This window comes from Taurinivorans muris (genome assembly GCF_025232395.1).
Taxonomy (GTDB): domain Bacteria; phylum Desulfobacterota; class Desulfovibrionia; order Desulfovibrionales; family Desulfovibrionaceae; genus Taurinivorans; species Taurinivorans muris.
Genome location: NZ_CP065938.1, coordinates 484498 through 499312 on the forward strand (window position 1 = coordinate 484498; position 14815 = coordinate 499312).

Sequence of the window (14815 nt, forward strand, 5' to 3'; positions counted from 1 at the left end):
ATATTTTTTTAGATTAAATGTTCCGAAATGTCGCAAATGCGATAGTATGAAAAAGAATAATGTGAAAAAAAGATATAAAATTGTTTCGTAAACTGTCAACCAATGATAATGAGGAAGAAACACTATGAGCGTATCACTGGTGCTGCGAAGAGGGGCAACGCTTCTTATTCCCTGTCTTATTTATTTGTTTTTTTTGGGAGAAGAAAATCATAAACTCCCGCTTTATTTTTCACTGACCGGTATGGCTGTGACTGCCTGGATGCTCAATGTTTTTCCGGCAATCGGCGTGGCCGCTCTTTTGACCTTTGCCTATATGCTTGCGGGATTGGCGGGACCTGAAGTTGTTTTCAAGCCCTGGACAACAGTTTTGCCCTGGCTTTCTTTTGCGGCAATTATTCTTGGAATTGCAATGGAAAAAACCAATCTGGCGAAACGGGTTGCTCTTTGGTGTATACGGCTTTCGGGCGGAAGTTTTAACGGGTTGGCTTTTGGCTTTATTTTGGGAGGGCTTTTGCTGGCTACCTTTCTTTCGTCCATATTGGCAAGAATGGTGATACTCTGTACCATTGCGGTGGGAATTATCGATGCCCTGAAAATAGACGGGAAATCCCGCATGTCTTCCGCATTGATTTTTATGGCATTCATTGCAGGAAGCGGTCCGCAGTTTTTGGTGATACATTCCAGTGAATCTAATCTTTGGGCTTTTGATGTGCTTTTTAAAGGAACGGACATTCATATGGATTTTTGGACGTATGCTTTGCAATGCACACCGTTTTCCGTGCTTTATACTATATCTTCCATGCTTCTGATTTATCTTGTGAAAGGCAAAGAAGTTCTTTCCGGGGAAGACCTGAAACTGTTTTTGAAACGTTCCTATGAGGAACTCGGACCTATGAAGGCAGATGAATACAAACTTTCCGTAATGTGCGTTTTGCTTATCGCCGGGTTTGTTTTTCAGCCTTGGACAGGCATAGACCCCGTATATTTCCTCTGCGTTCTTGCCATGTTCTGCTATATGCCCGGAATCGATATTTTGGACCCTAAGGAAATAAGCGGTCTTGGCATAATGTTCCTTATTTTTGTTACGGGATGTATGTCTATCGGTTTTGTGGGCGGTGCCGTCGGAGCCAATGCGTGGATTATCGGTCATCTTGTGCCTCTGCTTTCAGGCTGGAGTGAAAATGTTTCAGTGTTGATGTCTTATGTGGTTGGCGTCATCATCAATTTTGCCCTTACACCTCTTGCCGGTTTGGGCGCGATTACTCCGTCCATCGGAGAATTGGGCAAAGCCATGAATCTGAACCCTCTTCCCATATTTTACGCATTCAACTATGGATTGGATCAATATGTTTTTCCTTATGAAACCGTATACTTTCTTTATATTTTTGTAACGGAAAGAATAACGCTTCGCCATGTTGTACCTGCACTGCTTGTCCGCATGGTGCTGTGCGGTCTGTTGTTGGCTTTTGTCGCCATTTCTTGGTGGAAATGTATTGGTCTTATTTAGTAAAGGAGTTAATCATGAGTACAGATTTTTCCGTCAATCATTACGAAACGGATTTTCTCTGCATAGGCGGGGGGATTGCCGGACTTATGGCAGCTATCCGCGCAGCGGATTTGGGAATGCAGTGTACTGTTGTCGAAAAGGCTAATGTCAGGCGTTCAGGTTCAGGAGGTTTGGGAAACGATCATTTTATCTGCTATATTCCGGAAGTGCACGGGGATTATGAAACGTTTATCGACGATGTCCTGCGTCTGCAAAACGGCGACAGGCTCCGGCAGATGGGGGCGGACTGGGCAAGAAAATTCTTTTTCAAGACCAATGAAATCGCAAAACTTTGGGAATCATGGGGAATACCCATGAAATACAATGGGGAATATTATTTTGCGGGTCATTCTCTTCCCGGCAGAACCAGGGCTTTTCTGAAATATTCCGGCAGGGACCAAAAGCTTGTTCTCACCAAAGAAGCCCAAAAGCGTCATATACAAATCCATAACAGGCGCATGGCTTATGAGTTGCTGCATGATGAGAACGGAGCGGTCAAAGGTGCTGTTGCGGTCGATACCAGAGAAAAAGTCTTGCATGTTTACCGTGCGAAAGCCGTGCTTCTATCCACCGGTCTTGTGAATAATCTTTGGCCGTTCGGCAGGCAGTCCCATGTGGGAGCAACGCCCGATATGCTCAATCTGACTGCCGACGGACGTATGATGGCTTTTAAAGCGGGTGCCGAGCTTTGCAATTTGGAGCTGCCTTCCCTGCATTCAGGTATAAAGTATTTTTCCCGCAACGGTCAGGCAACATGGGAGGGGGTTCTGCGCGATGTGACAGGACGTCCCCTTGGACCTTTTTTGGAAAAACCGGAACCGCTTTACGGCGATATTACGATGGAAGTCCGTAAAGAACTGATAAAAGAAGCCAATCAAAGCGAACGCGGACCGATTTTTATGGATATGTATGGACTGTCCGAGGAACAGATGGACACCATGCATCATTGGCTTCGGCAGGAGGGCAATTATACGCTTTTGCGTCATTTTGAACAGGAAAATGTTGATCTTATGGATACAGCGGTGGAATTTGCGACCTATCCGCTGTTAATGCCTCCGTCCAGCGGCATTGCTTTTAATGCCGATTCCGAAACCAATGTGCCCGGTCTTTACGCGGCAGGCGACGAAGGATACGGAGGCATTGCCGGAGCTTGCGTGACAGGCTGGTGGGCGGCGGAAAGCGCCGATAAATTTATAAAAGGTAAGGAACGTTGTGATGTTTCCTGTTTTGAAGAAAGGATTGCCGAAATTTCCGAAAACTTTTCCGCAATGCTTGGCAGGGATAAGGGCGCGGACTGGAAAGAAGCTTTGCAGGCTCTTCAAAATATTACATGGGATTATTGCGGTCCGGTGCGCAGTGCCGCAAGCTTGGAACACGGTCTTTCCCATTTGCGCCGTGTGCGCCAGAAAGCCAGAGAAACGTTAAAGGCGGAAAATCCGCATGAGTTGGTGTTATGTCTTGGCATGCTTAATCTGTATGATCTTGCTGAACTTGTTTTTCTTATGGCAGATGAAAGAAAGGAAAGCCGCGGCTATCACAGGCGGGCGGATTATGTTTTGCCTGATCTCAGACTTAACGGTAAAAAACAATATATACGCAAAACCCTAAACAATGAAATTTGCATGACATGGAGATAGAGTATGCCTCCGGTAATTAATTCTGATTTATGTTTGAAATGCGGCAGTTGTGTGGATGTTTGCCCTATGGATGTGTTTTATGGTTCCAAAAAGGGGGAAATTCCCATTGTCACGTATCCTGAAGAATGTTGGCATGCCGAAGCCTGTGCCTTGCACTGTCCGGCAAACGCCATAGATTTCAGAATTCCTTTGACTATGGTCGTTCCCATAAAAAAACTTCATATAGAAAAAAGCTCATAGTACTTTGACATAAAAAGTCCTTTTGGGGACTTTTTATGTTTTTTCGGGATTTTTATGGCTGTTCCGCGTTATTTTGTACTGTCGATACTGTTCTTGAGTTATGCTGTCGGAGGCGGAGGTATGGTTGCTATGAAACTCGCCCTTGCTTCCTTTGCTCCTGCTCATATTGCTTTGGCTAGAGTTTTTTTTGCAGGCATATTTTATCTGCTGCTTTAAAAAAATGGTATCGTATTCCTTATCAAAAAGGCGATTGGAAATATTTGGCAAGCATAGGGATTTTTGACCCCGGACTTTTTTTTCTTTTACAGTCTTTTGCTATGAAGTATACCACGGCTTCTCAAGGCGGGGCTATTGCCGCTAGCTATCCCGTCATCACGGCTGTTATGGCACGTATTTTTCTAAAAGAAAAAATAAATCCGCTTACAATCTTTGCCATATTTGTATGTACGGTAGGTGTTGTCGGAAATGCGTTTTTTGCTTCCGTTGGTTCTGAAGCATTAAATCCGGTACTTGGAAACAGCCTCGTTTTGCTTGCTATGTTTTTTTCTTCCTGTTATGCGGTTTGTGCAAGAAAATTGGCTGGTAGGTATCCGTTACTTAGTATTGCTGCCATTCAAACTCTTGGAGGAATGTGCATATTTTTGCCTTTGGCTTTATGGACGCCTTTTTCACAAAAAATCATTCCGCAGGCTTTATGGTCTATGGGGTATTTGGGGCTTTTTGCGGGGCTTTTTCTTTATTTGGCTATAAATTATGCGTTGCAGCATATACAGGCGGGTACTGTGGCTTTGTTCAGTAACCTCATTCTGCTGTTTGTAATTGTTTTTTCCTATTTTTTGTTGGATGAGCGGCTGACGGCGGTGCAGGGTGTTTGTCTGCTGCTGACTGTCGGCGGTGTGTGTCTGGCAATTTACGGACAGAAAAAATAACAAGTCTGTGCAAGATGTCGGAAGCTCTTTCGTATATTTTGCAATTAAAGCCTGTGTGTTGGGGAAGAAGCCAAAACCGAAAATGCCATATAATTTTTGTGGAAAAGTTAATAAATGCGTCTTTGTTTTGTGATATTGTTACAGCTCTATAAAATTTTTGTTAGGAGGTATTTTCAGATTATTTAAACCGGAACGTTTCCGCATGATATCCATAATAATTTATTAAAAATTATATGTTGTTGTCGCTTCAGCAAAAAAAAGACTTCAAGAGAATACATCGAAGTCTTTTTTTTGAAAAACTAAAAGAAGTTTTAATCTGATAATTAAAATTTCTTTTCGGACGTTTCTTATTTTTCTTTCTTTTTACGGGTTTTAAAGGAATTTTCAGCGAGCCAGCCGAGTTCGTGCAGCTCCGCATCCACGGTATGGAAAAGGGTGTTTTTAGGGAAATTGCCGGCTTTTGTGCGTTTTCCCGCAGGAATACCCGTTAAGAGTTCCAACGCCTCTGTGACGTGGCTTACGGGGTAAATGGCGAATAAGCCTTGGGCAACGGCATTTCTTACTCTTTCATTGAGCATAAGGTGTTCGATATTGTCTTTTGGAATAATGACACCTTGTTTGCCAGTGAGTCCGCGTTGTTCGCAAAGTTTGAAAAATCCTTCGATTTTGCGGGTAACCCCGCCAACAGCCATGATGTCGCCCGCTTGGCTGACCGCGCCTGTCATAGCAAGGCTCAGGTTGATAGGGGTTTTTGATATTGCGGAAAGCAGCGCCACAAGTTCGGCTCCGGATGCGGAGTCCCCTTCAATGCCGTTATAGCTTTGTTCAAAGCAAAGACTGCCGGTTAACACAAGAGGTTTATTATGGGCGAATTGGTCAACCAAATAGCTTTTTAAAATCATCATGGCTTTTGTATGTATCGGTCCAGCCAGTTCCGACTCCCTTTCCAAGTCGATAATGCCGCCGTGCCCAACGCCCACGGTGCAGGAAATTTGGTGCGGCAAGCCAAATTCAAATTGTCCCGCATAGGTAACGGATAAGCCGTTGACTCTGCCCACAGCATATCCTGAAGTCTGGATTTTTATCATGTCCCTGTCATATTCTTCCATAAACAATTCTTCAATATACGCGGAACGATACATTTTTTCTTGATATGCTTTATGGATATAGTCTTTCGTGACTGTTTCCCTTTGCTCCATTTCGGCAAGGGCGGATGCTTCAATCATGGTTTCCCGGATAAGCGGAAATTTAAGCGATATTTTCGTGTGGTCTTCGCATAACAAGGTTGAATAATCAACCAATGCCGCCAAAGCCTCTTTGTCGAAAGGGAGCAAGTCCGCCTCGTTGACAATGTGCGCGATGTTATGCAGCCAAGCCCTGATATTCGATATTGTTCTGTCTGTGTCTATGCTCATTTGAGCTTTTATTTTGAAAAGTTTGGAAAACCTGTCGTCATTTTCCAGCAATGTTTCATAGATTTGGTCAGTTCCGATGAGAATAACTTTCAAATCCAAGTCAAAAGCGTCGGGAGAGAGTGTTTTGGTTTTGATAAGTTCGTTGCTGTCGTCTTCGACTTTGCTTTTATTGGCGCGAAGGACACGCAGCAAACCGTCCCAGGCGCTTGGGTGTGCAAGAATATCCTCGATATGAAAAGCTAAAAAACCGCCGTTTGCTTTATGAACGGAACCGGCTTTAATTAACGTGAAATTCGTTGACAACGCCCCCATTTCCGATTCCCGTTCAATGCAGCCGAGCACATTGAAAAAGGTCGGGTGGCTTTCAAAAATAATGGGAGCTCCTTTTATTTCGCTGTTATCGACAAAAAGATTGAGCTCATAGCGTGATGAATTGTCTTGAGCCGTCGGAAGGACAGGGGAGGACAATTCAGCGAGGCTGAGGGGGATCGTTCCTTCTTTGACAAGGAATAAATCCATATTTTCAAGCATATCCTTATGCATGTTGTCAAAGAATTTGTTGACGCTTTCTTGGTATATTCCGGCATTTTTACAAAATTTTTCTTGAAACGGGATGAAATATTTATGCAAAACGTCTGTCATCACTTCTTTTTCAAGATCTTTTTGATTTTGTTTGAAATCACGTTCCGCTTTGCTCAATTTTTTGATGACGGTGGTCATGGTGTGGAGCAAGTGGTCACTTTTTCGTTTGATTTCAGAGCGGATATTGACGTCTAAAAGTTCAAATTCCTCATCGTTCAGCCTTTTTCCTTCAACTAAAGGATAAAGGGTTAAACTGCCTTGCTCGTCAATATCCAGATTAAAGCCTTGCTTTTCGGCAATAGTATCCATTTCTTTAATAAAATGTTCACGGATTCTTTGAAAATTGGATAAAATCGTTTGCCGTTTTTTTTCATAGGCTTCTGTTTCAAAGCGCAAAGGAATTTCTTTTTTGATCTGCTGTAAAATTTTGGCAAGTTCCGATTTTAAAATTTTTCCTTGCCCCGCGGTGACTTTTAACAGAATAGGACTGTCTGTATCTTCAAAATTGTTGACATATAACAAATCAGGAGGTGTTTCTTTTTTTTGGGCTATGGGCTTTAAAAAATTATACAGCATATAGCCTCTGCCAAGGTCGTTTTCCCCTGCCAAATAAATATTATAGCCGTTATCTTTTATGTTGACGGCAAGATTTAAAGCATTGACAGCCCGAGGTTGGGAAAAATCTTTCCGTAATGATTTAGGAATATCATCACTTGTTTCCCAGGGAATTTTGTTCGCATCCAAGGAAGAGTGCAGTTTTTCAGCCGCTAAGGGAAGAATTTTAGCCATGATTGTCCCTGTCTATTGGTTATACAAGCGTTCAAGAATTTCTTTTCCGCCATTGTTCAAAACAAGCTGCGCAAGGTTTTCGCCAAGCGCAATGTGATTGCCGATTTCGTCTTCCAAGCTGTACCGGATGATTTTGCTTGCATCGGGTTCTGCAACAAGCCCTTCCAATACTAAGGTCTTACCCTTTAATTGCGAATGGGCGGCAATGGGAACTTGACAGCCTCCGTCAAGTTTTTTGAGGAAAGCCCGTTCCGCTTCGACACAGATTTTTGTTTCGGCGTGATTGAGAAATGCTATCATTTCAAGAATATCGCTTCTTTTTTCATTTACTTCAATGCCTAAGGCTCCCTGTCCGCAAGCAGGCAAAAATTTCGGCGCCGTGAGGGGAATTTGATGTGGGACACTTAAATTTAAGCGTTTAATTCCCGCTGCAGCAAGAATAATGGCATCATATTCGCCTGAAAGCATTTTGTTTATACGGGTTTGCACATTACCGCGAAGCATTTTTACGGATAAATCGGGGCGAAGCGCCAAAATTTGGGCTTGGCGGCGCAGACTGCTTGTTCCGAGTACGGCGTTTTGGGGAAGTTCTTCCACGGACGCATAATTTTTGGAGAGAAAAACATCGTATCTGTCTTCCCGTTCCGGAACAGCGCCCAAAACCAAGCCCTGCGGAAGTTCCATAGGCACGTCTTTCATGCTGTGAACAGCCAAATCCGCAGAGCCATTAAGCAATGCGTCTTCTATTTCCTTGACAAAAAGCCCTTTTCCGCCGACTTTTGCAAGCGGAACATCTAAAATGATGTCGCCTTTTGTTTTTATGATGTTTAATTCGACTTCTAAGTCTTCGTATTGCCGGCAAAGCAAGTCTTTAATATGGTTTGCCTGCCACAAAGCCAATGCGCTTCCTCGGGTGGCGATGATGATTTTTTTCATTGATAGTCCTTACGTGTTCAAATATTAATGCCCGCAAGTAGCGCAAGAGCCGCCGGAACAGCCCGCACAGCCGCCGGAGGAAGATTGGGCAGGCATTGACGGAATATCTGCGCCGGAACTGGAATTTTTATTTCTGCAAGGTCTTGAAATGAGCTTTTCGGTCTTTGGGCTTGAGCAGTGCGGACAAGAAGGTAATTCTGTTTGAGAAAAAACAAGTTCTTCAAATTGGGTATCACAGTCCAAACAATGAAATTCATAAAGAGGCATATATATAACTCCCAAATTTTTTTATGATAATAAACGAAATTATTTTAATTTACAATATTAACTTCAAGCGTTAAAAAAAATAATAAAGATATTGACAAACACTATTATTAACCAATAATTAATACTAAAAACAAGAGGAAAAACTATGCGCTATTTGATTGTGACGGTAAGTTTTGTTTGTTCATTGTTTGTAGCTTCAGCCCATGCTTTTGACGAAAATTTGGAGTTTATGAATGTTACGCTGCCGCTTGGCTGGAGCGTTGCGGAATCCGATGCGGACCATGTTGTTTTTGAAACCAGAAACCAGGAAGCGAGTTTTGTCTATAAAAAAGTTCCGGTTCATTATGTGACTTTGGAGACCTATTCCCGCGCCTTAATGAAAGCCTATGTGGGCTATAATTTTAAAAAACGCACCGAGTCCATTTATTATTTTGAATATTTGCACGGCGATAAGCGTGCATGGACGTTGGTAACGTATTTTAAAGGACGCAAAGATACTTTTGCAATTCAGACAGGAATAGGGGAAAGTTCCGATTTCATTTCCATTATGGAGTCCATAGAACTTAAATAAATTACAAAATTGTAAAAAAAATATATTCATACGATAGTTTTTCCTGTATGGTTTGAATGCGTTCATAAAAAAAGTTTCCTGCGGTTCATATTTTTATGGACAATGATTGGCAATTATTTTATATTGACCGCAGTTGAGGGGATTTTTCAATTTTGAAAAATTATTTTGTATAACATTAACGTTACTTGTTTTGGAGTTGAAATGAAAAAGATTTTATCTTCAATGTTTCTTGCTTTATCTTTGATTGCCGGTCAAGCTCAGGCTGCTGATGACGAAACCATTGTGATTGCCACTAACCCAACATGGCCGCCAATGCAGTTTATCGACATGGATAAAAACATTATCGGCTTTGAAGTTGATCTTCTTAATGCGATTTGTGATGCTGCAAATCTCAAATGCACATGGAAAAATGCTGCTTGGGAAGGTATTTTCGGTGAAATTGAATCTCACAATGCTGATGTTATCGCTTCTTGCGTAACCATTACTGAAGCCCGTCAAAAGAAATATCTTTTCTCCGAACCGGTATACAATATGTATCAAGCTCTCGTTGTTCCTACCGATAGCCCTATCGCAAAGCCCGAAGACCTTAAAGGCGGAAAACGCGTGGGTATCCAAATCGGAACGACAGCTATCGAAGCTTTGAAAAAAATCGATGCTGATTATGAAATCGTAACATATGACGAAGTCGGTCTCGCTCTTGAAGATTTGGCTAATGGACGTCTTGACGCCGTTATGTGCGATGACCCGGTTGCAAAATTTTATGCAAGTCAAAAAGAAGGGTATAAAGGCAAGATGAAAATCGCATTCTCCAGCACTGACCCTGAAGTTTTCGGTTTCTTGGTATTGAAAGACAATACCGCTCTTATGGATAAATTGAACGCCGGTTTTAAAGCAATCAAAGAAAACGGCAAAGAAAAAGAAATCCTTACCAAGTGGTTCGGTGAATTTTAATTCTTGCTTGTAATAAAAATTGAAAAAGCGGCTTCTTTCGATGCCGCTTTTTTTATATGCAGTAAGGTGCTGCCCTGCAAAATCAAGAGCACTGTTGTATGCGCAGGAATTTCGATTGATGGTTTTTCATGTATGAACATGCTTTTATTGAAATTGGATTTTTATTGCAATTATCGGCAATTCAGGAGTTAAAATCCGGTTTAATTAACTTGTATTAAATTTAGAGTTAGAATAAGATTATTAAAATATGTTTAAAGCCGTTTGAACTGAAACAGGATTTAAACCAAATAATAGTATTATAAAACAAAGATAAATCGGTATGAATAAATTTATAACAACTGTTGTCTTATGCGGAGGAAACGGAACAAGGCTTTGGCCTCTCAGCCGTGAGCTTATGCCTAAACAGTTCATAAAATTTTTCAATCAAGGTTCTTTGTTTCAAAAAACAATACGGCGGAATGAACTTTTTTCCGAAGAAACAATTATCATTTCCAATAAAGATCATTATTATTTAATACAAGATCAAATAACGGAAAATTGTAATGCCGTAAATCATATATATATATATATTGGAAACAATCCCCAAAAATACGGCTGCGGCACTGGCTTTTGCATGTTTGGCTGTTGATCCGGAACGTGTTTTATTGGTCACTCCCAGTGATCATCTGATTAAAAATGATGAGCTGTATGTTGAAGCGGTAAAAAAAGCGAAAACAATTGCCGAACAAGATTTTTTGGTGACATTCGGTATAAAGCCCGTTTATCCTGAAACTGGGTATGGATATATTGAAATTGCTGAAAATTATGCTGTGCGGGCTTTTCTTGAAAAACCGACGCAAAATGCGGCTGAAACATTAATAAAAAATGAAAATATTTTTTGGAATTCCGGAATTTTTTGTTTTAAAGCAAAGACGTTGCTTGAAGAATTAAAAAAATACGCTCCGGATGTGTATGAAACTTCTGTTATCGCTTTTAATGCTTGTTTGAAAAATGATAATACGTATCGCTTACCCGTGGAAGAAGTCAAGCAAATTCCTGAAATAAGCATTGATTATGCCGTTTTTGAAAAATCGGAAAAAGTGAAATGTATTCCGGTTCAATTTGACTGGTCGGATTTAGGCGGTTTTGAAGCTTTATATAAGGAGTTTCAAGCAGACAATGAAAATACCGCCCATAATGTGAATCAGATAGCTATTAATTCGGCTGGCAATTTTATTTATCTCGCTCCTGAGAATAAAAAAGTCATCGCAACAGTTGATGTCAATGATTTGATTATTGCCGATACCGGTGACGCTCTTCTTGTCGCTCCTTTGAAATCATCGCAAAAAATAAAACAGGTTGCTGAAAAAGTAAAACAAATTTCGTCATTGCACAGGGAGCATAAAATTACGCACAGACCATGGGGAACATATACCGTTTTGGAAAGCAGCGATGGTTATAAAATAAAGAAAATCGTTGTTGCTCCCGGCAAACGGTTATCGCTGCAAAAACATTTTCACAGGAATGAACACTGGATAGTCGTAAGCGGTACGGCAACCGTGCAAATCGGGGATAAAACAAGTTTAGTCCGTCCGAATGAATCCATTTATATCAAAATGGGCGAACTGCACAGATTAAGCAATGAAGGGCTTGTTCCGGTGGTTATCATTGAGGCGCAAGTGGGCGAATATACGGAAGAAGACGATATAGTCCGTTTCGATGACGATTATATCCGATAGAAAGGAAATGAGATGGAAAAACAAAAAGTAGCATTAATAACCGGAGTGACAGGTCAAGACGGAGCGTATCTTGCTGAATTTCTTTTAAATAAAGGATATGTTGTTCATGGGATAAAACGCCGTGCTTCTTCGTTCAATACGGATAGGATAGACCATTTATTGTCTGACAGCCATAAAATCGATGTTAAATTTTTCCTGCATTACGGCGATATGACGGATTCAATGAATTTAACAAAAATCATTCAGGAAACGCAGCCGGATGAAATTTACAATTTGGCGGCAATGAGCCATGTTCACGTGTCTTTTACAACGCCTGAATATGTGGCTAATGCGGACGGTATCGGCACGTTGAGAATTTTAGAGGCTGTGCGTTTTTTGGGTTTGTCAGAAAAAACCAAAATTTATCAGGCTTCAACTTCCGAATTGTTCGGTAAGGTTCAGGAAACTCCGCAAAAAGAAACAACTCCTTTTTATCCGAGAAGCCCGTATGCGGTGGCGAAATTATATGCATACTGGATTACGAAAAATTATCGTGAAGCTTATAATATGTTCGCATGCAACGGAATATTGTTCAATCATGAAAGCCCTATTCGCGGTGAAACTTTTGTAACGCGTAAAATCACCTTGGCGGTATCTAAAATCGCAGCGGGTTTGCAGGATAAATTGTATTTGGGCAACCTTGATGCAAAACGTGATTGGGGACATGCCAAAGATTATGTGAAAATGATGTGGATGATTTTGCAGGCTCCAAAACCGGACGATTGGGTAATTGCAACAGGCAACACAAGCTCTGTGCGGGATTTTTTGATTTTGGCTTTTCGGTATGTCGGAATTGAGCTTGAATTTAAAGGCTGCGGGGTTGATGAAAAAGCGTATGTTGCGTCTTGTTCCAATCCAAAGTACCAAGTTCCGGCAGGAAAAGAAGTCGTCTGCATTGACCCTGCGTATTTCAGACCCACGGAAGTCGATTTTTTGCTTGGCGACCCTGCCAAAGCCGAAAAGGAATTGGGCTGGAAAAGAGATTACTCATTAAAAGAGCTTGTCGATGATATGATGAAAAGTGATTTGGAAATCGTTAAAAAACATAATTATTTAAAAAGCGGCGGTTTTGTGTTAAAAAGTTATTTCGGAGAATAAGATGGCTTTTGATTTTATTATTGAAGAATCACAGGAAATCAAAGGGGTTCATATCATAACTCCCAGCATATCCGAAGATTTAAGAGGAAATATCTGGACCTCTTTTTATCAGGAAGAAATTGAACAATTGCTTCCCGCCGGCTTGCATTTTAAACACGACAAGTTTTCCCAATCGCGGCAAAATGTTTTACGCGGCATACATGGTGATTTCAAGACCTGGAAATATGTGACTTGTGTTTTTGGCGAAATTCATCAGTATGTTGTCGATTGCAGGAAAAATTCTCCGACCTATCTGAAATGGCAGGAGTTTTTGATCAACAAGGATAATCAAAAAATAATCCTTATTCCGCCAAGCATGGGAAACGCATATTATGTGACAAGTGAATATGCCGTTTATCACTATAAATGCGCTTATGAAGGAGAGTATATCGACGCCGGCGAGCAATTTACCTTTGCGTGGAATGACAAGCGGATCGGTATTGCATGGCCTGCACCCAATCCCGTTTTGTCCGACAGGGATATGCTTGCGGCTGTGAAACAGAGAAAAGGAAACGCATTATGAAAGAAATCAAACTGAATGATATTGTTTTTGCAAAGCATATAACGGCTGAGGATTGGGAAGCAGGATTAAAATTTTATTCCGCTGATGATGATTTTATTCAAGTCGGTTCATGGAATTACGATAAAGGCAAAGAGCTTTTGGCGCATACTCACAATACCGTTGAAAGAATTGTGCAAAGAACGCAGGAAGTCCTTTATATCCGCAAGGGAAGAATAAAGGCAGACATTTATGATTTTGAAGATAAAAAAATTGCGGAGTTTGAAGCAGCTGAAGGTGATGTTGTCGTATTGCTATGGGGCGGACACGGATATTCCGTCCTGGAAGATAATACGCAGGTTTTAGAAGTGAAAACTGGTCCTTATGTCGGTGCGGAACTGGACAGGAGGAGAATATAGTCATGTATTACTCCCGTGCCGAACTTGTGGATATGGGATTTAAAACATTGGGTGAAAATGTTTTTATCGATAAACGTACTCCGATAGATTTTCCTCATAAAATATCGCTCGGCAATAATATAAAAATCGGCAGTTTTTGTATTTTATCCGGAAATATTGTTCTGAAAGACAATGTATTGCATATGAGTAAGAAGTACAGGTCGGATAGCCTTAATTTTTATAACGCTGAAATGCTGTGGGGAAGATGAGGAGTTAATTTGGTATGGAAGAAAATAATTCATTAAAAGTTATCATATTTTCAACACAACATGGCGGGCACGGAATTTTGGCGATCGAAAAATTGCTGTCTTCAGGTTTTTTTATTGATAATTTATATGTTGTTACGGAAAATAATGCTAAAAATGAAATGTTAATTAATTTTCTGAAATTATATCAAATTAAATATCAATGTTATGAGAAAACGGCTTTTGATTTTGCTGAAATCGTGAAAAAATTAAACGGGGTTGATATTATTGTAAGCGTTGTGAATAGGATTATAATAAAAAGCGACTGGACAAAACTTTGCACACTGGGCGCAATGAATTTACATCCCGGTTTGCTGCCTTTTTATAAGGGATTTTTTTCCATTCCATGGGCTATTGTCAATAATGAGGAATATGCCGGCTGGTCTTATCATTACATCACAGATGAAATTGACGGCGGAAACATTATTTTAGCGGATAAGGTTAAAATCGCTGCAAATGATAACTCATTTACACTGCATTTTAAAGTGCATTTGGATGCCATCAATCATATAAGCAACGCCATAGAACTGTTAAAACAAAAAATAAAAGGAAGGAAGCAAAAGGAAGAAGGAAATTATTATAAAGTGCTGCCGAATGAGGGATACCTTGATTTATCATGGTCCGATGAAAAAATACGCTTATATGACAAGGCATTCTTTTTCCCGCCATTTTTTTATTCTCTCATTAAACAAAATGACCAGGATATTATTGTTAATGATATTGAGATGTTATTGAACAACATAGATACAGAGAGAGAGAGAGAGGAAATTCTGCTGATCATTCTTGAGTATTTTTTTCTTGCTTGGGCAAAGAAAACGGCTTTTATACGTACCGTTGGATACTGAAACTATAAAAT

At 40.7% G+C, this 14815-nt stretch carries 17 protein-coding genes; 14 read left to right on the forward strand and 3 right to left on the reverse strand.

All coding sequences use genetic code 11. From position 1 onward, the window contains the following. Positions 1-124 precede the first annotated feature (124 nt). The 5 genes from JBF11_RS02165 to JBF11_RS02185 are packed head-to-tail and all read left to right on the forward strand — an operon-like array spanning position 125 to position 4352. Positions 125-1507: an SLC13 family permease gene (locus JBF11_RS02165; protein ID WP_334315743.1), complete on the forward strand. Its 1383-nt coding sequence runs from the start codon at positions 125-127 to the stop codon at positions 1505-1507. A 14-nt stretch (positions 1508-1521) separates the two neighbouring features. After that, positions 1522-3183, forward strand: a complete 1662-nt coding sequence (locus JBF11_RS02170; protein ID WP_334315744.1) for an FAD-binding protein — start codon at positions 1522-1524, stop codon at positions 3181-3183. Positions 3184-3186: 3 nt separating this feature from the next. Continuing rightward, on the forward strand, positions 3187-3423 hold the full coding sequence (locus tag JBF11_RS02175) for a 4Fe-4S dicluster domain-containing protein (RefSeq protein WP_334315745.1): 237 nt from the start codon (positions 3187-3189) through the stop codon (positions 3421-3423). A 54-nt stretch (positions 3424-3477) separates the two neighbouring features. Continuing rightward, positions 3478-3639: a hypothetical protein gene (locus JBF11_RS02180; protein ID WP_334315746.1), complete on the forward strand. Its 162-nt coding sequence runs from the start codon at positions 3478-3480 to the stop codon at positions 3637-3639. 14 nt (positions 3640-3653) lie between these two features. Then, the gene (locus JBF11_RS02185) at positions 3654-4352 is read left to right on the forward strand and encodes a DMT family transporter (RefSeq protein WP_465250209.1); all 699 of its coding nucleotides are present in this window, start codon (positions 3654-3656) and stop codon (positions 4350-4352) included. Positions 4353-4699: 347 nt separating this feature from the next. Here JBF11_RS02185 and JBF11_RS02190 read toward each other — a convergent pair whose 3' ends face one another. From JBF11_RS02190 to JBF11_RS02200, 3 genes are read right to left on the reverse strand one after another with little or no spacing between them, the layout of a single operon-like run. Next, the gene (locus JBF11_RS02190) at positions 4700-7138 is read right to left on the reverse strand and encodes a Lon protease family protein (RefSeq protein ID WP_334315748.1); all 2439 of its coding nucleotides are present in this window, start codon (positions 7136-7138) and stop codon (positions 4700-4702) included. Positions 7139-7150: 12 nt separating this feature from the next. Continuing rightward, the gene (gene hemC, locus JBF11_RS02195; RefSeq protein ID WP_334315749.1) at positions 7151-8074 is read right to left on the reverse strand and encodes a hydroxymethylbilane synthase; all 924 of its coding nucleotides are present in this window, start codon (positions 8072-8074) and stop codon (positions 7151-7153) included. Between the two features lie 24 nt (positions 8075-8098). Continuing rightward, positions 8099-8341, reverse strand: coding sequence for an FmdB family zinc ribbon protein (locus tag JBF11_RS02200; RefSeq protein ID WP_334315750.1), 243 nt, complete (start codon positions 8339-8341; stop codon positions 8099-8101). 145 nt (positions 8342-8486) lie between these two features. Here JBF11_RS02200 and JBF11_RS02205 point away from each other — a divergent pair, with 145 nt between their 5' ends. The 9 genes from JBF11_RS02205 to JBF11_RS02245 all read left to right on the forward strand — a co-directional run bounded on the left by JBF11_RS02205 (position 8487) and on the right by JBF11_RS02245 (position 14804). After that, positions 8487-8912 (forward strand): hypothetical protein, encoded by a 426-nt coding sequence (locus tag JBF11_RS02205; protein WP_334315751.1) that lies wholly within the window; start codon positions 8487-8489, stop codon positions 8910-8912. Positions 8913-9113: 201 nt separating this feature from the next. Further along, positions 9114-9863, forward strand: a complete 750-nt coding sequence (locus JBF11_RS02210; protein WP_334315752.1) for a basic amino acid ABC transporter substrate-binding protein — start codon at positions 9114-9116, stop codon at positions 9861-9863. A 319-nt stretch (positions 9864-10182) separates the two neighbouring features. Beyond that, positions 10183-10491: a sugar phosphate nucleotidyltransferase gene (locus JBF11_RS02215; RefSeq protein ID WP_334315753.1), complete on the forward strand. Its 309-nt coding sequence runs from the start codon at positions 10183-10185 to the stop codon at positions 10489-10491. Then, positions 10481-11581 (forward strand): mannose-1-phosphate guanylyltransferase/mannose-6-phosphate isomerase, encoded by a 1101-nt coding sequence (locus JBF11_RS02220; RefSeq protein ID WP_334315754.1) that lies wholly within the window; start codon positions 10481-10483, stop codon positions 11579-11581. Before JBF11_RS02215 ends, JBF11_RS02220 begins: the two co-directional genes overlap by 11 nt. Before the next feature lie 12 nt (positions 11582-11593). Continuing rightward, complete coding sequence (gene gmd / locus JBF11_RS02225; protein ID WP_334315755.1) at positions 11594-12718, forward strand: GDP-mannose 4,6-dehydratase; 1125 nt, start codon at positions 11594-11596, stop codon at positions 12716-12718. Position 12719: 1 nt separating this feature from the next. Continuing rightward, on the forward strand, positions 12720-13280 hold the full coding sequence (locus JBF11_RS02230) for a dTDP-4-dehydrorhamnose 3,5-epimerase family protein (protein WP_334315756.1): 561 nt from the start codon (positions 12720-12722) through the stop codon (positions 13278-13280). Then, positions 13277-13675 (forward strand): hypothetical protein, encoded by a 399-nt coding sequence (locus JBF11_RS02235; RefSeq protein WP_334315757.1) that lies wholly within the window; start codon positions 13277-13279, stop codon positions 13673-13675. Before JBF11_RS02230 ends, JBF11_RS02235 begins: the two co-directional genes overlap by 4 nt. A 2-nt stretch (positions 13676-13677) precedes the next feature. Further along, complete coding sequence (locus tag JBF11_RS02240) at positions 13678-13923, forward strand: hypothetical protein (RefSeq protein ID WP_334315758.1); 246 nt, start codon at positions 13678-13680, stop codon at positions 13921-13923. A 14-nt stretch (positions 13924-13937) separates the two neighbouring features. Next, positions 13938-14804, forward strand: a complete 867-nt coding sequence (locus tag JBF11_RS02245) for a formyltransferase family protein (protein WP_334315759.1) — start codon at positions 13938-13940, stop codon at positions 14802-14804. Positions 14805-14815: the final 11 nt, after the last annotated feature.